16 protein-coding genes are annotated in these 19960 nt (G+C 68.6%); 10 read left to right on the top strand and 6 right to left on the bottom strand.

Annotation, left to right across the window (positions count from 1 at the left end):
* The first annotated feature begins 52 nt into the window (after window positions 1-52).
* The 6 genes from HWX03_RS25695 (at window position 53) to HWX03_RS25670 (ending at window position 6711) form a co-directional block, all read left to right on the top strand.
* Window positions 53-1273: a CoA transferase gene (locus HWX03_RS25695; protein ID WP_175873147.1), complete on the top strand. Its 1221-nt coding sequence runs from the start codon at window positions 53-55 to the stop codon at window positions 1271-1273.
* Complete coding sequence (locus tag HWX03_RS25690) at window positions 1270-2070, top strand: enoyl-CoA hydratase-related protein (protein WP_175873146.1); 801 nt, start codon at window positions 1270-1272, stop codon at window positions 2068-2070. Before HWX03_RS25695 ends, HWX03_RS25690 begins: the two co-directional genes overlap by 4 nt.
* Before the next feature lie 82 nt (window positions 2071-2152).
* On the top strand, window positions 2153-3205 hold the full coding sequence (locus tag HWX03_RS25685) for a porin (protein ID WP_175873145.1): 1053 nt from the start codon (window positions 2153-2155) through the stop codon (window positions 3203-3205).
* A gap of 10 nt (window positions 3206-3215) precedes the next feature.
* Window positions 3216-4538 (top strand): MFS transporter, encoded by a 1323-nt coding sequence (locus tag HWX03_RS25680; protein WP_175873144.1) that lies wholly within the window; start codon window positions 3216-3218, stop codon window positions 4536-4538.
* 41 nt (window positions 4539-4579) lie between these two features.
* Window positions 4580-5734, top strand: coding sequence for an acyl-CoA dehydrogenase (locus tag HWX03_RS25675; protein WP_175873143.1), 1155 nt, complete (start codon window positions 4580-4582; stop codon window positions 5732-5734).
* 38 nt (window positions 5735-5772) lie between these two features.
* Entirely contained in the window at window positions 5773-6711 is a 939-nt protein-coding gene (locus HWX03_RS25670) for an alpha/beta hydrolase (protein WP_175873142.1), read from the top strand.
* 58 nt (window positions 6712-6769) lie between these two features.
* Here HWX03_RS25670 and prpF read toward each other — a convergent pair whose 3' ends face one another.
* The 4 genes from prpF to prpB form a co-directional block, all read right to left on the bottom strand.
* Window positions 6770-7960: a 2-methylaconitate cis-trans isomerase PrpF gene (prpF, locus tag HWX03_RS25665; protein ID WP_175873141.1), complete on the bottom strand. Its 1191-nt coding sequence runs from the start codon at window positions 7958-7960 to the stop codon at window positions 6770-6772.
* A gap of 24 nt (window positions 7961-7984) precedes the next feature.
* A complete protein-coding gene (acnD, locus tag HWX03_RS25660; RefSeq protein WP_175873140.1) occupies window positions 7985-10579 on the bottom strand; it encodes a Fe/S-dependent 2-methylisocitrate dehydratase AcnD in 2595 nt (864 codons plus the stop codon).
* An 82-nt stretch (window positions 10580-10661) separates the two neighbouring features.
* Complete coding sequence (gene prpC, locus HWX03_RS25655) at window positions 10662-11834, bottom strand: 2-methylcitrate synthase (RefSeq protein ID WP_174434525.1); 1173 nt, start codon at window positions 11832-11834, stop codon at window positions 10662-10664.
* Window positions 11835-11873: 39 nt separating this feature from the next.
* Entirely contained in the window at window positions 11874-12767 is an 894-nt protein-coding gene (prpB, locus tag HWX03_RS25650) for a methylisocitrate lyase (RefSeq protein ID WP_175873139.1), read from the bottom strand.
* A 169-nt stretch (window positions 12768-12936) separates the two neighbouring features.
* On the opposite strand from prpB, the gene prpR reads away from it, so the two are divergent.
* Window positions 12937-14919, top strand: a complete 1983-nt coding sequence (gene prpR / locus HWX03_RS25645) for a propionate catabolism operon regulatory protein PrpR (protein ID WP_175873138.1) — start codon at window positions 12937-12939, stop codon at window positions 14917-14919.
* A gap of 15 nt (window positions 14920-14934) precedes the next feature.
* On the opposite strand, the gene HWX03_RS25640 is transcribed toward prpR, so the two are convergent.
* Window positions 14935-15570, bottom strand: a complete 636-nt coding sequence (locus tag HWX03_RS25640; protein WP_175873137.1) for an ABATE domain-containing protein — start codon at window positions 15568-15570, stop codon at window positions 14935-14937.
* Window positions 15571-15848: 278 nt separating this feature from the next.
* Here HWX03_RS25640 and HWX03_RS25635 point away from each other — a divergent pair, with 278 nt between their 5' ends.
* Window positions 15849-16232 carry a VOC family protein gene (locus HWX03_RS25635; protein WP_175823753.1) on the top strand — a complete coding sequence of 128 codons (384 nt, stop codon included), beginning with the start codon at window positions 15849-15851 and terminating at the stop codon, window positions 16230-16232.
* Window positions 16233-16421: 189 nt separating this feature from the next.
* Here HWX03_RS25635 and HWX03_RS25630 read toward each other — a convergent pair whose 3' ends face one another.
* On the bottom strand, window positions 16422-17270 hold the full coding sequence (locus HWX03_RS25630; protein ID WP_174434521.1) for an ureidoglycolate lyase: 849 nt from the start codon (window positions 17268-17270) through the stop codon (window positions 16422-16424).
* 668 nt (window positions 17271-17938) lie between these two features.
* On the opposite strand from HWX03_RS25630, the gene HWX03_RS25625 reads away from it, so the two are divergent.
* Both HWX03_RS25625 and HWX03_RS25620 read left to right on the top strand, forming a co-directional pair.
* Window positions 17939-18760, top strand: coding sequence for an IclR family transcriptional regulator (locus tag HWX03_RS25625; protein ID WP_175823751.1), 822 nt, complete (start codon window positions 17939-17941; stop codon window positions 18758-18760).
* A gap of 176 nt (window positions 18761-18936) precedes the next feature.
* Window positions 18937-19488 (top strand): hypothetical protein, encoded by a 552-nt coding sequence (locus tag HWX03_RS25620; protein ID WP_006480314.1) that lies wholly within the window; start codon window positions 18937-18939, stop codon window positions 19486-19488.
* Window positions 19489-19960: the final 472 nt, after the last annotated feature.

The following is a 19960-nucleotide window of genomic DNA, read 5'->3' as shown; positions in this document are numbered from 1 at the left end:
GGCGCATGCCGGCCCGACGGCCCGTCGAATCCACATCGAAGGAGACATCGTCATGACCAGCAGCAACGAAGGCGCACTCGCAGGCGTGCGCGTGGTGGACCTGAGCCGCGTCTATGCGGGGCCGTTCTGCGCGCAGACGCTCGCCGACCACGGCGCGGACGTCATCAAGATCGAACCGCCGCAAGGCGACGAAACGCGCGACTGGGGGCCCGCGATGCCGAATGGCCTCTCCAGCTATTACTGGGGGCTCAACCGCAACAAGCGCAATCTCGCGCTCGACCTGTCGCATCCCGACGGACGCGACGTGCTGTTCCGCGTGCTCGAAACGGCCGACGTGCTGATCGACAACTTCAAGCAGGGCACGCTCGAACGCTGGGGCCTCGGCTACGAAGACAGCCTGCGCGAGCGCTTCCCGCGCCTCGTCCACTGTTCGATCTCCGGATACGGCACCGACGGCCCGCTCGCGCGGTTTCCGGGCTACGACGCCGTCGCGCAGGGCCTTGCCGGTTTCATGTCGATCAACGGCGAGCCCGGCGGCATGCCGCTCAAGGTGCCGTTTCCGGTCGTCGATTACGCGGCCGGCCTGAGCGCCGTCTCCACCATCCTCATCGCGCTGGTCGAGCGGACGCGCTCCGGCCTCGGGCAACACGTCGACATCGACCTGTTCAGCACCGCGCTGTCGATGCTGCATCCGGTCAGCACGAGCTGGATGGCGACCGGCAACGTGCCCGTCGCGACCGGCAACGTGTACGGCGCGATCGCGCCGTACGGCGTCTACCCGTGCAAGGACAAGCCGGTCGCGACCGGCGCCGGCAACAACCGCACGTTCGCGCGGCTCGTCGAGGCGCTCGGCGTGCCCGAGCTGGCGCGCGATCCGCGCTTCGCGACCAATGCGCAGCGCGTCGCGCATCGCGATGCGCTCGACACGCTGCTCGGCCAGTTGACCGCCGAACTGCATGCCGACGACGTCGTCGAGCGGCTGCTGCACGCCGGCGTCGCGACGGGGCCGGTGAACACCGTGGCCGATGCGTTCGGCCATCCACAGGCGGCGCGCAACGCGATGTTCATCGATACCGATACGTACACCGGCGCGGGCATCCCCGCCAAGCTGTCCCGCACGCCGGGATCGATACGCCGGCCGCCCCAGCCGTTCGCCGCCGACACCGACGCCGTGCTCGACGCGTTCGGGATCGATGCGGCCCGCCGCGACGCGTTACGGCAGGCGGGCGTGCTGCACGACACGCGGGCGGACGCCGCCGGGAGCGCGTCATGACCGCCCCGCGCTCGTTTTCTTCGCCGACGGACGACGATGCCCCGTCGATCCTGCGCAACGACGCCGACGGCATCGCGTGGCTGACGATCCATCGCCCGCGCGTCGCCAATGCGCTGTCCGCCGAAGCGATCCGCCGCCTGTGCGACGAACTCGTCACGCTCGACGACAACCCGTCGATTCGCGTCATCGTGATCCGCGGCGCGGGCGAACGCGCGTTCAGCGCGGGCGTCGATCTCGGCGACCCCGAGATACGCGGGATGCAGCCGATGCGCGGGCTCGCGCGCAACGTGCACGAACTGATCCTGGAGCTGCGCAAGCCGACCATCGCGGCCATCAACGGCTACGCCATCGGCGGCGGCTGCGAAATCGCCCTCGCGTGCGATCTGCGAATCGCCGCCGATCACGCGACCTTCGCGCTGCCCGAAGCGCGGGTCGGCATGGGCGCAAACTTCGCGAGCGTGCTGCTGCCGCGCATGTTGCCGCGTGCGATCGCGATGGAGCTGCTGTTCACGGGCCGCCGCTTCGACGCGGACGAAGCGCAGCGCGCCGGCCTGCTGAACCGCGTCGTGCCCGGCGCCGCGCTCGACGACACCGTGCGCGAACTGGCGCTGACGATCGCCGCGAACGCGCCGCTCACGATCCGCCGCATCAAGGAAACCGCGACGCGCAGCCAGGGGCTGCCGGTGGCCGCCGCGCTGCGGCTGGACGTCGGCCCCGACGTCTACGCGAGCGAGGACCGGATCGAGGGCGCCCGCGCGTTTCTCGAGAAGCGCAAGCCGGTGTTCAAGGGACGCTGAGCCCGGCGCAGCACCGCGACACCCCGCGCGCACCGCTCCCAGAACGCGGGCGCGCCAAGAAAACATGGACGGAGACACCTTCATGCAACGGAAAGCATTCCTGGTCGGCGCGTGCGTGCTGTGCGCCACGTCGGCGCACGCGTCGTCGGTCACGCTGTACGGGATCGTCGACAGCTACGTCGAATTCGATCGCATCGGCAGCCTGTCGAGCATGCGGCAAAGCGGCGGCGGCTCGTCGACGAGCCGCTTCGGACTGACGGGCGTCGAGGATCTCGGCGGCGGCACGTCGACGAAATTCGTGCTGGAAAGCGGCTTCTCGCCGGCCGACGGATCGTTCCAGGGCGGCACGCTGTTCTACCGGCAGGCGTACGTGTCGCTGCAGAACACGCGCTACGGCGACCTGCGGCTCGGCCGGCAATACACGCCCGCGTTCTACGTCGTGTACGACGGCGATCCGTTCGGGCTCAACGAACGGATGTCGCCGCTCGCGCTGCTCGCGACGTCGACGGACACGATCACGAGCAACACGACCCCGCCGATTCCGCGCTTCAACCAGGCGGCGTCGTATCTGAGCCCCGACTGGAACGGCCTGCGCGTGATGGCCACGTACGGCTTTCCGACGCCGAATGCGCTATCGACGCAGGCCGGACGCAACTACGGCGCCGGGCTGCAGTACCGGATCGGCGGGCTCTACGTCGGCGCCGGCTTCCAGGGCGACACGTCGGCCGGCAACCTGGCGCCCGTCGTCTCCCCGTCGACGACCCGCCACTACGTGTTCGCAGCCAACTACGCGTTCGCGCGCGTCAAGCTGTACGCCGCGTTCCTGTATGGCGTCGGCACGGCGGCGCGCCTGCCCGCGTTCTCGACCGCGAGCGTCGGCGCGTCGATCAACGTCGGTGCTCTCGATCGCGTGCTCGTGTCGGTCGTGCGCCGCGACGTGAAGGGCTCGGCGAACGACGCGACCGCGCTCGGCGTCGGCTACGACCATCCGCTGTCGAAGCGGACGTCGCTCTACGCACGCTATCTCTACATGAAGAACGGCGGCGACGCCCGCAACACCGTCGTCGTCGGCCTGCAACCGCATCCGGGCGGCACCGAGCAGGTGTTCGCGCTCGGCATTGCTCACCGCTTCTGACGGAGTGCCCATGACCCCGACCCTTTCGACCCGCCCGGCCGCCGTCGACGATGGCGCGACGCAGGCGCTCTACCGCCGGATCTCGCGCCGGCTGCTGCCGTTCCTGATCCTCTGCTACACGCTGTCGTTCATCGACCGGATCAACATCGGCTTCGCGCACGCGCAGATGGCCGCCGAACTGCACTTTTCCGACGCCGTCTACGGGCTCGGTGCGGGCATCTTCTTCATCGGCTACATGGCGTTCGAGATTCCGAGCAACGCGTGGCTCGCGCGGATCGGCGCGCGCCGGACGATCGCCCGGATCATGGTGCTGTGGGGTCTCGGCTCGGCCGCGACGATGTTCGTCACGACGCCCGCGCAGTTCTACGCGTGCCGCTTCCTGCTGGGCGTGTTCGAGGCCGGTTTCTTCCCCGGGATCCTGTTCTATCTCGGCGCGTGGTATCCGCCGCGGCAGCGCGCCAAGGCGTTCGCGCTGTTCATGACCGCGCTGTACCTCGCGGGGCTGATCGCCGGCCCCGTGTCGGGCGCGATCCTGACGTACTTCGACGGCGTGGCCGGCCTGAGCGGCTGGCAATGGCTGTTCGTCGTGGAAGGGCTGCCGAGCAGCGCGCTCGGCCTCGTCGCGCTGCGCTTTCTCGACGACCGGCCGGACGACGCACGCTGGCTGTCGGACGCCGACAAGGCCGCGCTGCACGCCGCGCACGCGCAGGCCGAAGCCGGTACGCCGGACGCGAACCCGGCGCGACCGTTGCTCGCACATCGCGATTTCTGGCTGCTGTGCGCGGCCAATTTCGCGATCGCGGCCGCCGGCTACGCGCTCGTGTTCTGGATGCCCGTGATCCTGCATCGCGGCGGCCTGCATGGCGCGATGCAGATCGGGCTGCTGTCCGCGCTGCCGTACCTGTGCGGCATCGTCGGCATGCTCGCGATGGGCTGGCGCACCGAGCGCCGGCGCGAATGGCGCAAGCATGGCGCAGTCGCGATGCTCGCGTGCGCGGCGGCCATCGCCGGACTCGCGAGCAGCGCCGGCACGTCGCACCTGATGATCGCGCTGTGCATCGCGGTCGCCACGCACGCCGCGGCGCTGCCCGCGTTCTGGGTGCTGCCGGGGCTCGCGCTGCCGAAGCGCTCGATGGCGGTCGCGATCGCGGCGATCACGATGACCGGCGCGATCGGCGGGTTCGCGAGCCCGTTCCTGATGGGCGTGCTCAACACGGCCACCGGGTCGATGCGCGGCGGGCTCTATTTCAATGCCGCGCTGCTGGCGGCCGGCGCGCTCGCGTTGCTCGGCACGCTGCGCGCCCGCGCGGCGGCGCACACGAACGCCGGCTGACGGCACGACTTCTTCTTCCTCTCCTGTCCTGACCCACCCTCATGAATTTCGAACTCGAACTCGAACACCGGATGATCCGGGACCTCGTCGCACGTTTCGTGAAGGACGAACTGATTCCGCTCGAAGCGGCGGTGATGGCGCGCGAGGCCGACGGCCAGCGCTTCGGGCTGCTCGCCGACGAACGTGCGCGACTCGACGAACGCTCCCGGCAGCTCGGCCTGTGGGGACTCGACGCGCCGCTCGACGCGGGCGGCTCGGATCTGCCGGCCGTCGCGATGGTCGGCGTGAACGAGGCGATCGGCACGACCGTCACCCCGTACATCCTGCCGCCCGACTCGCCGAACCTGCGGATGCTGTGCGACGCGGCCGACGATGCGCAACGCGCGCGCTATCTCGAACCGTACGCACGTGGCGCCACGCGTGCGGCGATGGCGATTTCCGAGCCCGGCGCCGGCTCCGATCCGGGCGCGCTGTCGACGACCGCCGTGCGCGACGCCGACGGCTGGGTGCTGAACGGCCGGAAGATCTGGATCAGTCACGCGGCCGAAGCCGACTGGACGATCGTGATGGCGCTGACCGATCGAAGCAAGGGCAAGCGCGGCGGCATGTCGGCGTTCATCGTCGACCGCGACACGCCGGGCTTCGTCATCGAACGCCGGATTCCGATGATCGGCGGGCTGTCGACCTACGAAATCGTGCTGGAAGACTGCCGCATTCCCGCCGCGCAACTGCTGGGCCGGGAAGGCGCCGGCTTCGCGCCGATGCAGGCCCGGCTCGCGAACCGGCGGCTGGAGATGGCCGCATGGTGCATCGGCCGCGCCGAGCGCGCGGTCGCGCTGCTGTGCGACCATGCGAAACAGCGCACGACCTTCGGCGTGCCGCTCGCGGAGCGCCAGGCGGTCCAGTGGTGGGTCGCCGACGCGCTCACGCAGATCCATGCGTGCCGCCTGATGACCTACGAAGCGGCTACGCGCGTGGATGCCGGGCAGGATGCACGCACGCAGATCTCGATGGTCAAGGTGTTCGCAACCGAAATGGCGTCGACCGTCATCGATCATGCGATGCAGACGCTCGGCGCGATGGGCATGACGAAGGAAATGCCGTTGCAGCAGATGGCCAGCGAGGCGCGGCTGATGCGCATCTTCGAAGGCCCGACCGAGGTGCACCGCTGGGTCGTCGCGCGTAGCGTGCTCTGACCGCGGCGCGCCGCCCACTTCCACGATGGAGCCCTGCATTGAACACCCTGCATCTCGTCGATCCCGAAATCCGCCCGCTGCTCGAGACCTGGCCGACCGTCACGCTCGACGCCGACAACCTCGCGCAGTCGCGCCAGCGCGTGCTGCCGCTGCCACCGCCCGACCCGGCCGGCAGCACGCTCGAACGCCGCACGGTGCCCGGCCCCGCCGGCACACCGGACGTCCCGGTCCTCGTTTATTGGCCCGACGGCCACGCGCGCCCGCTCCCGGCGATCGTCCACATGCACGGCGGCGGCTACGTGCGCGGTGCGGCGAAGGATCTCGAAGCGGTGCACCGGTCGCTCGTGACGCAGCTCGGCTGCGCGCTGATCTCGGTCGACTACCGCCTTGCGCCGGAAACCGTGTTTCCCGGCGCGATCGAGGACTGCTACGCGGCGCTCGGCTGGGTGTTCCATCACGCCGATACGCTCGGCATCGACACCACGCGGATCGGCGTGGCGGGCGAAAGCGCGGGCGGCGGGCTCGCCGCCGCGCTGGCGCTGCTGGCCCGCGACCGCGGCGAATTCCCGCTCGCGTTCCAGCACCTGATCTATCCGATGCTCGACGACCGCACCTGCACGCGCACGCCGCATCCGCATGCCGGCGAATTCATCTGGCATGCGGCCAACAACCGGTTCGGCTGGACCTCGCTGCTCGGTCATGCGCCGGGCATCGACGGCGTGTCGCCGTACGCGGCGGCCGCGCGCGCCGCGCGGCTCGACGGCCTGCCGCCGACGTTCCTGTCGGTCGGCTCGCTCGACCTGTTTCTCGACGAAAATCTCGACTATGCGCAGCGCCTGCTCCGCGCGGGCGTGCCGACCGAGCTGCACGTGCTGCCCGGCGGCGTACACGGGTTCGACATCGTGCCCGGCGCGCGCGTCTCGGAAGCGGCGCGCCGCCTGAGCCACGACGCGCTGCGCCGCTTCCTGCACGGCTGACGAAAACGACGCGGGCGGCCGAAGCCGCCCGCATCCGCGCCGATACCGACGGCAACGATCAGAACGCGTCGCCCGGCACCCGCACCCAGCCTTCCATCAGCACGCGCGCGCTGCGGCTCATGATCGCCTTCGTGACGGTCCATTCGCCGTTCTCGCGCTGCGCTTTCGCGCCGACGCGCAGCGTGCCCGACGGATGCCCGAAGCGCACCGCGTGGCGTTCGCCGCCGCCCGCTGCAAGGTTGACGAGCGTGCCGGGAATCGCCGCGGCCGTGCCGATCGCGACTGCCGCCGTGCCCATCATCGCGTGATGCAGCTTGCCCATCGACATCGCGCGCACCAGCAGGTCGACGTCGCCCGCGTTCACGCGCTTGCCGCTCGACGCGACGTAGTCGGCCGGCTTCGCGACGAACGCGATCTTCGGCGTGTGCTGCCGCGTCGCGATTTCGTCGAGCGTGTCGATCAGGCCCATCCGCAGCGCGCCGTGCGCGCGAATCGTCTCGAACTTCTCGAGCGCCTTCGCATCACCGTTGATCGCATCCTGCAGCTCGGTGCCCGTATAGCCGATCGCTTCGGCCTCGACGAAGATCGTCGGAATCCCCGCGTTGATCATCGTCGCCTTCAGCGTGCCGATGCCCGGCACGGCCAGATCGTCGACGAGGTTGCCGGTCGGGAACATCGAGCCGCCCGCGCCTTCCTCGTCGGCGGCCGGGTCCATGAATTCGAGCTGCACTTCGGCGGCCGGGAACGTGACGCCGTCCAGCTCGAAGTCGCCCGTCTCCTGCACCGCGCCGTTCACGATCGGCACATGGGCAATGATCGTCTTGCCGATGTTGGCCTGCCAGATCCGCACGGTCGCGACGCCGTCGCGCGGCACGCGCGCCGGATCGACCAGCCCGCCGCTGATCGCGAACGGGCCGACCGCCGCCGACAGGTTGCCGCAGTTGCCGGTCCAGTCGACGAACGCGCGGTCGATCGCGACCTGACCGAACAGGTAGTCGACGTCGTGGCCCGGCCGCGTGCTCTTCGACACGATCACCGTCTTGCTGGTGGACGACGTCGCGCCGCCCATCCCGTCGATCTGCTTGCCGTACGGATCGGGGCTGCCGATCACGCGCAGCAGCAGCGCGTCGCGCGCGGCGCCCGGTGCCTGCGCGGCATCCGGCAGATCCTGCAGCCGGAAGAACACGCCCTTGCTGGTGCCGCCGCGAAGGTAGGTCGCGGGAATCCTGATTTGAGGAATGTGAGCCATGTCTGTGTTCCCAATGTGCGCCGGTCAGGCTGCCTGCGACGATTCGAGGAAGTCCTGCGCGAAACGCTGCAGCACGCCGCCCGCTTCGTAGATCGACACTTCCTCGGCCGTATCGAGCCGGCACGTCATCGGCACCTCGACACGCTCGCCGTTCCGGCGGTGAATCACGAGCGTCAGGTCGGCGCGCGGCGTGCGCTCGCCGATCACGTCGAAGGTCTCGGTGCCATCGATGCCGAGCGTCGTCCGGTTGGTGCCCGGCTTGAACTCGAGCGGCAGCACACCCATCCCGATCAGGTTCGTGCGGTGGATCCGCTCGAAGCCTTCGGCGGCGATCGCCTCGACGCCCGCGAGCCGCACGCCCTTCGCGGCCCAGTCGCGCGACGAGCCCTGGCCGTAGTCGGCGCCGGCCACGACGATCAGCGGCTGCTTGCGATTCATGTACGTCTCGATCGCTTCCCACATCCGCATGACCTTGCCTTCCGGCTCGACGCGCGCGAGCGAGCCCTTCTTCACCGCGCCGTCGACGACCGCCATCTCGTTGATCAGCGTCGGATTCGCGAAGGTCGCGCGCTGCGCGGTCAGGTGGTCGCCCCGGTGCGTCGCGTACGAGTTGAAGTCTTCTTCCGGCAGGCCCATCTTCGCGAGGTACTCGCCGGCCGCGCTATCCAGCAGGATCGCGTTCGACGGCGACAGGTGGTCGGTCGTGATGTTGTCGCCGAGCACCGCGAGCGGGCGCATGCCCGTCAACGTGCGTTCGCCGGCCAGCGCCCCCTCCCAGTACGGCGGACGGCGGATGTACGTGCTCTGCGCGCGCCAGTCGTACAGCGGCGCCGCGCGTTCGCCGGCGTCGGCGCTACGCGCGAACATCGGCTCGTAGACCTTGCGGAACTGCTCGGGCTTCACGCTCGACGCGACGATCGCGTCGATCTCCTCGTCGGTCGGCCAGATGTCCTTCAGCGTGACGGGCTGGCCGTCCGCGTCATGGCCGAGCACGTCCTTCTCGATGTCGAAGCGGATCGTGCCGGCGATCGCATACGCGACCACGAGCGGCGGCGACGCCAGGAACGCCTGCTTCGCATACGGGTGAATGCGGCCGTCGAAGTTGCGGTTGCCGGACAGCACGGCCGTCGCGTACAGGTCGCGATCGACGATCTCCTGCTGGATCTTCGGGTCGAGCGCGCCCGACATCCCGTTGCAGGTCGTGCACGCGAACGCGACGATGCCGAAGCCGAGCTTCTCGAGTTCGGGCAACAGGTTCGCTTCTTCCAGATACAGCTCGACCGCCTTCGAGCCCGGCGCGAGCGAGCTCTTCACCCACGGCTTGCGCGTGAGGCCCTTCGCATTCGCGTTGCGCGCGAGCAAGGCGGCAGCGATCACGTTGCGCGGGTTGCTGGTGTTCGTGCAGCTCGTGATCGCGGCGATGATCACCGCGCCGTCGGGCATTTCGCCCGGCTTCTCTTCCCACTGGCCGGCGATCCCGCGCGCGGCGAGATCGGACGTCGGCAGCCGCTTGTGCGGATTCGACGGGCCGGCCATGTTGCGCACGACGCTCGACAGGTCGAACGTCAGCGTGCGCTCGTACTGCGCATCGTTCAGCGTATCGGCCCACAGGCCGGCCGCCTTCGCGTAGGTCTCGACCAGCTTCACCTGCTCGTCGCTGCGGCCGGTGAGGCGCAGGTAGTCGATCGTCTGGCCGTCGATGAAGAACATCGCGGCCGTCGCGCCGTATTCGGGCGCCATGTTCGAGATCGTCGCGCGATCGCCCAGCGTGAGGCTCGCCGCGCCTTCGCCGCGGAACTCCAGGTACGCGCCGACCACCTTTTCCTTGCGCAGGAACTCGGTCAGCGCGAGCACGACGTCGGTCGCGGTGATGCCGGGCTGGCGCTTGCCGGTCAGCTCGACGCCGACGATGTCGGGCAGGCGCATCCACGACGCGCGGCCGAGCATCACGTTCTCGGCTTCGAGCCCGCCGACGCCGATCGCGATCACGCCGAGCGCGTCGACGTGCGGCGTGTGGCTGTCGGTGCCGACACAGGTGTCCGGGTACGCGACGCCGTCCTGTGCCTGGATCACCGGCGACATCTTCTCGAGATTGATCTGGTGCATGATGCCGTTGCCCGGCGGGATCACGTCGACGTTCTCGAACGCCTTCTTCGTCCACTCGATGAAGTGGAAGCGATCCTCGTTGCGACGATCCTCGATCGCGCGGTTCTTCGCGAACGCGTCCGGGTCGAAGCCGCCGCATTCGACGGCGAGCGAGTGGTCGACGATCAGCTGCACCGGCACGACCGGGTTCACCTTCGCCGGGTCGCCGCCGCCGTCCGCGATCGCGTCGCGCAGGCCGGCGAGATCGACGAGCGCCGTCTGCCCGAGGATGTCGTGGCACACCACGCGCGCCGGGAACCACGGGAAATCGCGTTCGCGCTTGCGCTCGATGATCTGCTTCAGCGACTCGGCGAGAATCGCCGGATCGCAGCGGCGCACGAGGTTTTCGGCGAGCACGCGCGACGTGTACGGCAGCGTGTCGTACGCGCCGGGCGCGATCGCGTCGACCGCGGCGCGCGCGTCGAAATAGTCCAGCGACGTGCCGGGCAGGGGTTTGCGGTTGGCGGTATTCATGATGTGGGGCGGGAATTCGGGGTATGACGTGCCGCGCGCGCCGGCCGCCCGCATCACGGGGGCCGGTGCGCGCGGCGGGCGATCAACGCTTCTCGATCGGCACGAACTGCAGGTCTTCCGGGCCCGTGTAGTTCGCGCTCGGGCGGATGATCTTGTTGTCGATGCGTTGCTCGATGATGTGCGCGCTCCAGCCCGACGTGCGCGAGATCACGAACAGCGGCGTGAACATCGCGGTCGGCACGCCCATCATGTGATACGACACCGCGCTGAACCAGTCGAGGTTCGGGAACATCTTCTTCGCGTCCCACATCACCGATTCGAGGCGCTCGGCGATGTTGTACAGCTTCGTGTCGCCCGCTTCCTTCGACAGCTTGTGCGCGACGCCCTTGATCACCTTGTTGCGCGGATCGGAGATCGTGTAGACCGGATGGCCGAAGCCGATCACGACTTCCTTGTTCTCGACGCGGCGGCGGATGTCGGCTTCGGCGTCGTCCGGCGAGCTGTAGCGGCTCTGGATTTCATACGCGACTTCGTTCGCGCCGCCGTGCTTCGGCCCGCGCAGCGCGCCGATCGCGCCGGTGATCGCCGAGTAGATGTCCGAACCCGTGCCCGCGATCACGCGGCCCGTGAACGTCGATGCGTTGAATTCGTGCTCCGCGTACAGGATCAGCGACGTGTGCATCGCCTCCACCCACGACTTCGACGGCGTCTTGCCGTGCAGCAGGTGCAGGAAGTGGCCGCCGATCGAGTCGTCGTCGGTTTCCGTCTCGATGCGCTTGCCGTTGTGCGAGAAGTGATACCAGTACAGCAGCATCGAGCCGAGCGACGCCATCAGGCGGTCGGCGATGTCGCGCGCGCCCGGCAGGTTGTGGTCGTCCTTCTCCGGCAGCACGGTGCCGAGCACCGACACGCCGGTGCGCATCACGTCCATCGGGTGGGCCGACGCCGGGATCTGTTCGAGCGCCGCCTTCAGCGCGCTCGGCAGGCCGCGCATCGCGCGCAGCTTGGTCTTGTACGCGGCCAGCTCGGTCATGGTCGGCAGCCTTTCGTGCACGAGCAGGTGCGCGATCTCCTCGAACTCGCACGATTCGGCGACGTCGAGAATGTCGTAACCGCGGTAATGCAGGTCGTTGCCGGTCTTGCCGACCGTGCACAGCGCCGTGTTGCCGGCCGTCACGCCCGACAGCGCCACCGACTTCTTCGGCTTGAATGCGCCTGCGGCGGCCGGTGCTGCTGCGTCTTTCGTCTCGCTCATGTTTTCCTTCTCCAATGGGTATCGGGGGTGCGGGCCGCGTTACTTCTTGCCCTGCGCGAACAGTTCGTCGAGCTTGCGCTCGTATTCGTGATAGCCGAGGAAGTCGTACAGCTCGGCGCGCGTCTGCATCGTCGGCACGGCCGCCTTCTGCGTGCCGTCGCGGCGCAGCGTCTCGTAGAAGTTCAGCGCGGCCTTGTTCATCGCGCGATACGCGCCGCAGCAGTACAGCGCGATGTCGACGTTCGCCTCGCGCAGCTCGTCGACCGTAAACAGCGGCGTCGAGCCGAATTCGGTCAGGTTCGCGAGGATCGGCACCTTCACGGCGGCCTTGAAGCGGCGGTAGTCGTCGAGCGTCTTCATCGCTTCCGGGAAGATCATGTCTGCGCCGGCTTCCACGTACGCGATCGCGCGCTCGATCGCCGAATCGATCCCTTCGGCGGCGGCCGCATCGGTGCGCGCCATGATCACGAACTGGTCGTCGGTACGCGCATCGACCGCGGCCTTCACGCGATCGACCATTTCGTCGATCGGCACGACTTCCTTGCCCGGACGGTGGCCGCAGCGCTTCTGGCCGACCTGGTCCTCGAGGTGCACGGCCGCGACGCCGGCGTTGATGAACGAACGGACCGTGCGCGCGATGTTGAACGCGCCGCCCCAGCCCGTGTCGATGTCGACCAGCAGCGGCAGGTCGGTCGCGTTGGTGATCCGGGTCGCGTCGATCAGCACGTCTTCCATCGTGCTGATGCCGAGGTCGGGGATGCCGAGCGAGTTCGCGGCGACGCCGCCGCCCGACAGGTACACGGCCTTGAAGCCGACGGCCTGCGCCATCTTGGCCGCGTACGCGGTGATCGCGCCGACCACCTGCAGCGGCTGCTCGGCCGCAACTGCCGCGCGGAACTTCGCGCCGGCGCTCTGAAGATGCGTATTGCTCATGAACGGCCTCCTGATGGAATGCTCAATAACAGCAAGGACCGGGCCAGCGCGCGAAACGTCGCTAACCCACTGATTATTAAGCAACCGCCGTCGGCGTTGCAGCGCCCGTCGATTTCAATTCGGCACTACATGTTTCAAAAATGAAATCGCACGCGCATAATCGGCCGTCATGGACCTCTCCTCGACCAAGCCCGTCGGCCCGGCCGACCGCACCGTGCGCCCGCGCATCTGGGCGATGGGCATCAGCCGCCTGCGCGAGCTGTTTCGCGAGATCGCCGGCGAATTCGACGAACGCGCCGACGTGCGGATCGTCACGCGTGCCTACGAGGATGCGCTGAGCGCGATCGCCGAGGCCGGCACCGCGCGGCCCGACGTGATCGTCGCGGCCGGCTCGAATGGCGGCTTCCTGAAAACGCGGGCGCAGGTGCCGGTGGTGGTCGTGTCGCCGACCGGTTTCGACGTGATGCAGGCGCTCGCGCGCGCGCGGCGCGACGCAGCGCGGATCGCGCTCGTCAGCGCCGGCGAAACGCCGCCCGAAGTGCGCCGCTTCGTCGCCGCGTACGGCCTCGACGTGCAGTTTGCGTCATATCAGTCCGCGCAGGAAGCGGAAGCCTGCGTGCACGACCTGCGCGATCGCGGCATCGAGACGATCGTCGGCCCGGGCCTCGTCACCGATCTCGCGGCCAGCGCCGGCATGGGCGCGGTGTTCCTGTATTCGCATGCGTCGGTGCGCAAGGCCGTCGAGACGGCGCTCGAAGTCGCGTATGCGACGCACGCCGAGGCATTCCGCCGCCAGCGGCTCGACACGCTGCTGCAACATCTGCGCGACGGCGTGGTCGCGCTCGACGCGCGCGGCCGCGTCGAGGCGATCAACGAGCGGCTCGCGTCGGCGCTCGGGGTCGAACCCGCGGCGGCCGTCGGCCGCGCGCTCGTCGACCTGCGGCCCGAGCTACGCACGCTGCGCGGCGAGGACGGCGATGCGCTCGCGACCGTGCGCGGCGTGCGCTATGTCGTGCATCGCGGGCCGCTGGTCGATCGCGGCGTCACGTCGGGCAGCGTGCTGACGTTCCAGGAATCGCGCGCGGTCGAACGGCTCGATCGTGCGTTGCGTTCGCAACCGACCACCCAGCAGTTCGCCGCACGCTACGCACTCGACGACGTGGTCGGCGCATCGGCGCCGATGACGCGCGTGCGCGACCTCGTGCGCCGCTACGCGAAATCCGACGCCACCGTGCTGGTGCTCGGCGAAAGCGGCACCGGCAAGGAAATGATCGCGCAGAGCCTGCATGCGCTGTCCGCGCGGCGCAGCTATCCGTTCGTCGCGGTCAATTGCGGCGCGTTTCCGGAAGCGCTGCTCGAGAGCGAACTGTTCGGCTATGAAGAAGGCGCGTTCACCGGCGCGCGGCGCGGCGGCAAGACCGGGCTGTTCGAGGCCGCGCACCGCGGCACGCTGTTTCTCGACGAGATCGGCGAGATGCCGCCTTCGCTGCAGAGCCGGCTGCTGCGCGTGCTGCAGGAGCGCGAGGTGATCCGCCTCGGCTCGACCGAGCCGATCCGCATCGACGTGCGCGTGATCGCCGCGACGCACCGGCCGCTGCTCGCGGCCGTCGAGGCCGGCACGTTCCGCGCGGATCTCTATTACCGGCTCAACATCCTGAACATCGGCCTGCCGCCGCTGCGCGAGCGCGCGGCCGACATTCCCGCGCTCGCGGCGACGCTGCTCGTGCAGGCCGCGCGGCGCGAGCCGCGTCTCGCCGAACGCGTGCGCGACACCGACGACGCGCTGCGCGTGCTCGACGCGACGCAAGCGACGCTCGCGCGCTACCGCTGGCCCGGCAACGTGCGCGAACTGCAGAACGTGGTCGAGCGGATCGCGGTGGAACTGGCCGAGGAAGTCGACGAAAGCGATCCGGGCGCCGCGTGCGCGGCGCTCGCCCCCGGCGCGTTGCAAGTGATCGCGCCCGAGCTGTTCGCGGCGCCGCCCGACGCGGCCGACGCCGATGACGCGCAAACGCTCCATGCGCGCCGCCGTCGCGCGGAAGCCGACGAGATCCGCGCGGTGCTCGACGCGTGCGGCGGCGACCGCGATCGCGCCTGCGCGATGCTCGGCATCAGCAAGACGACGCTGTGGCGCAAGTTGTCGGCGAAATAGGTTCGGGCCGCCGCGTCATTCGGCCTTGTGATAGTGGCGATACGCCTTCGCGCGATTGCCGCACGACGACATCGAGCACCAGCGTCGGCTGCCGTTCTTGCTGTCGTCGATGAACAGCCACTGGCATGCGTCGTTCGCACAGCGCTTGACCTTCGCGAGCCGCGCGCCGCCGAGCAGGTCGATCGCCGACCACAGCACCGGGCTCAACAGCCCCGCGAGCGTCGCACCTGACGCGTCGATCCGCCACGCATAGCGGCCGTCGACGCGCGCCAGCGCAACGCGCGGCGACGCTTCCGCCAGGAAGCCACCGAGCAGCGCGAGATCGTCGGGCTGCGGCTCGCGCTGCTCCGCCTGTGCGTGAAACAGCCGGTATAGCGCTTCGCGCAACGCGAGTGCGCGCGCCAGCATCGCCGGCTCGTCGCCCTGCTGTTTCTCTTTCTCCTTGTCATGCACGCGACATGCGTCGGCCAGGCCGGCCGGCACGCCCGCCTGCTCGCGGCACCACGCCAGCAGGTCGTCCAGCGTGCCGAAGGTTTCCGTCGGCGGGTCGCTGCCGCGCCAGTACAGCGTATTCGCGAAATCGAGGCTCAGCGTTTCGGGCGGTGCCGGGATCAGGCAGTCCGTCGTGACGGAAGGTTGCGTTTTGCTCATGACGCGATCGTATCTAACCACTATGCCGGTTGACAAGCGCCCGAGCGATTTCTAACATAACCGGCATGGTGGTTAAAAACAGGTTTACTGCCCTGACGCCCCCCTTCAATCCAAGGAGACACAGATGATCGATCGCTTTTCGTTCAGCGTTATCCACACCGCCGCCGGCCGCCTGTACGACGACACCACGCTCGGCGCGCTTCGCTACAAGCGGTTGGCGTGGTGTCTATAAGCAGGTTTGCCGCACTGACGTCCCCTCTCGGTTCAAGGAGCCACAGATGATCGATCACCTTTCGTTCGGCGTTGCCCACATCGACCGCAGCCGCACCTTCTACGACAGCGCGCTGGGCGCACTCGGCTACAAGCGTCTGTATAGCGACGACAACGCCGTCGGGTACGGCACGACCGAGCCCGAGCTGTGGTTGCAGCACGCGGCTCGCCCTGTCGCTGCCGATCCCGAATCGGGGATGCACCTGTCGTTCAAGGCCGCGTCACCGGTCGAGGTCGACGCGTTCTACCGTGCCGCGCTCGAGCACGGCGGCAAGGACAACGGCGGGCCCGGCAAGCGCGAGCACTACGGCCCGGGCTACTACGCGGCGTTCGTCGTCGACCCCGACGGGTATCGGCTCGAAGCGCATTGCGAACTCGACAACGTCGTGTGATCCGCTTCGTCCGGACGCGGACAAGCGACAAGGGCCCGATTCCGCATCGTGCGGAATCGGGCCCCTGGTTCTGGCTGCATCGTGGTTCGGTGTGCGCCGGTCGCCGGCGGCGGCCATGCCGGCATGTCGGGCAGCATGGCCAGCGTGCGGGCGGCTGCATCCTCCAGCCGGCCCGCGCCGCTCACGCGCTTATTGCGCGTTGCGCGTGCGCTGCAACTGCTCGCCGAGCCCTTCGATCCCGAGGCGCACCGTCTGGCCGGCCTTCAGGAACACCGGCGACGGCTTGATGCCCATGCCGACACCCGGCGGCGTACCGGTCGTGATCACGTCACCCGGCTGCAGCGTCATGCAGGTCGACAGATACGCGATCAGTTGCGCGACCGTGAACACCATCGTGCGCGTGTTGCCGTTCTGATAACGGTGGCCGTCGATTTCGAGCCACAGGTCGAGACGCTGCGGATCGGGCACTTCGTCGCGCGTGACGAGCCACGGGCCGAGCGGGCCGAACGTGTCGAAGCCCTTGCCCTTGTCCCACTGGCCGCCGCGCTCGATCTGCCATTCGCGCTCGGACACGTCGTTGACGACGCAGTAACCCGCGACGTAATCGAGCGCGCGCGCTTCGTCGACGTCCTTGCACTTCGCACCGATCACGACACCCAGTTCCACTTCCCAGTCGGTCTTGACCGACCCCTTCGGGATGTCGATGCCGTCGTTCGGGCCGCAGATCGAACTCGTCCACTTGCCGAACACGACCGGCTCCTTCGGCACCGCCATGCCGGCTTCGGCTGCGTGGTCGGCATAGTTCAGGCCGATGCCGATGAACTTGCCGACGTGCCCGACGCACGCGCCGATGCGCGGCTCGCCGGACACGAGCGGCAGCGCGGCCGGATCGATCGCGCGCAGCCGCGCGAGACCCGCGTCGGACAGCACATCGCCGGCAAGATCCGGCACATGCGCGGACAAGTCGCGAATCCGGCCGGCCGCGTCGAGGATGCCGGGCTTTTCCTGGCCGGACGGGCCATAGCGAAGCAGTTTCATCGTGCTTAACCTCTGTTGTCGAATGGGACAGGATACCGGCCGACGCGGCCTTTCGCGGCCGCGCGCCGGACTGGTTGTCGATCGTCGAATGCACGCGTCGGCGCCGCATGCGGCATGCCGTCGACGCGCGAGGGTCGCGCGGGCGCAGCGATCGCGGCGCCGTACGACGGTACGGCGCACATCGAACGGGCGGCCGCCGGTCTGCGCATCGGCGACGACGGCCCGGCATCCGCGACGCGTGCCGGCCCATGCCGGCCGGCTGCACGCGCGGCCGCGCCGTCGCTGGCCCGCAAGCCTTTGTACCATCGGCCGCGCGCCGTGAAATGACGCGCGACGGATACCGACTATTGGTGCGCCTGCCGACACTGCGGCGCAGCACGCGCTGCACTAACGTCCATCGATCCGCCGTCATTCGCAACGGCGCCTGCCATCGGTGCATGAATACTGGCTATTCGGGGTGCCCCTGTCATCGAAAACGTTTGCCCATCCGTTCTTGTTCAGTAACGATCGGTAAAAAGACGCTGCATTGCACACTGTATGTTTATTGTATTGCTAAGCTCGTACGGATAGCTTTCATTGCCATACGCGGGGCTGCCCTATACGCGTGCAGAACCGGCCAGCGTGCGTCGCCAACCGATCGACGGTAATCCCCCAACCTCACACCGACAATGCAGACAACCAACGACCCGCTTCCCGGCTGCGACGCACGGGAATCGATGGCCGCTATCGACCGATATCGCGCACCCGCGCTCGACAAGGGCCTCGACATTCTCGAACTCCTGGCCGAGCAGAAGGAAGGACTCACCCGCACCGAAATCACGAAGGAACTCGGCCGTAACGCGAGCGAAATCTACCGGATGCTCGAACGCCTCGTCGCGCGCCGCTACGTGATGCGCTCGACCGGCGGCGACCGCTACACGCTCAGCCTCAAGCTGTTCGCGCTTGCGCACCGGCATCCGCCGATGAACCGGCTGATCGCCGAGGCGCTGCCGCCGATGCAGCGCTTCGCCGATGCCGCCGAGCAGTCGTGCCACCTGTCCGTCTACGATCGCGGCAACCTGCTCGTGATCGCGCAGGTGGACGGGCCCGGCCCGTGGGGCGTGTCGGTCCGGCTCGGCTCGCGCGTCGGCCTCGCCGATACGGCGTCGGGGCGCATGATGCTGGCGTTCCAGGGCCCCGAGCAACGCGCGCACATGCTGGCCGAGCACCGCAAGGTCAAGGGCGAAGCGCCGCTCAACGAGCAGGAGCTCGCGAATGCGTGCCAGTCGATCCGGCAGTCCGGCTATCTGCGCCAGGACAGCCGGCAAGCGTACGGCGTGACCGACCTGACCGTGCCGATCCTCGGGCCGGCCGGCCATGCGATCGCGGTGCTGACGTGCCCGTTCATGCGGCGAATCGATGCGCACATGGCGCCGTCCGTCGACGTGGTCGTCGGCGCACTGCGCGACACCGCCGCCCATCTGTCGATGTGCCGCAGCGAGGCCTGCTGACGCGCGGGCTCCCCGGCAAAGCACGCCGGGCACGGCGCAGCGGCGCCGGCTCCGGTTGCGCGCGACGCCCGTGCGGTGCCCGATGCGCGATGTCGCATCGGGCACCCGCGGCGCTACGCTAGAATAGCGGCCCTCTCAAAAACTACGGCGGCCGGTTGTCGCGGCCGTCGTGTCCGATGGATGTCATGGCCAAACTTCTGAACGATCAAGAATTCCAGCGTTTCTCCGAACTTCAGCAGAAGCAGGCAAGCTTCACGATCACGCCCGAGGAAGCGGACGAGCTGCGCGATATCGTCGCGCGCGCGCAGAAAAAGCGCGACGATCGTGCCGCCGCCATGCAGGCGATCGAGAACTACATCGAGCAGTTCGACATCACGCCTGACGAACTCTTCTCGCCCGAGCAGATCGGCGACGCGGCCCGCACCTACGGGCTCATCACGGCGACCAAGAAGGAACGCACGCTGCCGCCGTCGATCACGTTCAACGGCAAGCCGTACCAATGGACCAAGACGCTTCCGGACGACGTGCGCGGCGCACTGTTCGACGCGTTCACGTCCGGCGAGTCGGTCAAGCGCTTCATCGCGATGCCGAAAGACACCGCGCGCTGTGCGCTCACGATCGCCCGCCTCGAGCGCGAAACCGGCGCGGTCTATGCCGATCCGCACCTCGAGGAACTGGCGATTTCGCGCGACCAGGTGAACGACGCGGCGTCGAAACTCGCTGCCTGAATGTAATCGCGGGCACGGTTCCTGCGTGCCCGCACCCGCGCGTCACGCCGGCGTTGGCCGGCGGCGCGCCCACGGGAGCCGTGCATTCTCATGCTCCCGAAAAAGCTCACCTCAGCATCCCGCAAGCGCTCACCACGGCCCCCCGAAAAGTCTCACCCAAGGCTCCCGGAGACGCTCACTGACGCCTCCCGAACGTCCTCACCGATCGCTCCCGCAAGTGCTCACCGAGGCCTCCCGGAAAGGCTCACCGGCCTCTTCCGCAGGTGCTCACCGGCCGTTCCCGGGAAGGCTCACCGAACGCTCCCGTATCGGCTCACCACGCTGTCCCGGAAAAGCTCACTGGCCGCTCCCGAAAAGTCTCACCTTGGTGACGGCTTTGAATTTGCGAGGCCGGAATACGGTAGCGAATGTGTGCAGGCACATCGGTTGAAACGGCTGCGGCGGACGAATATCGCAGCACGCTGCGAGCATC

Source organism: Burkholderia sp. BCC0397 (assembly GCF_902832865.1).
GTDB lineage: Bacteria > Pseudomonadota > Gammaproteobacteria > Burkholderiales > Burkholderiaceae > Burkholderia.
This window is presented reverse-complemented; position numbering and strand designations above follow the sequence as displayed.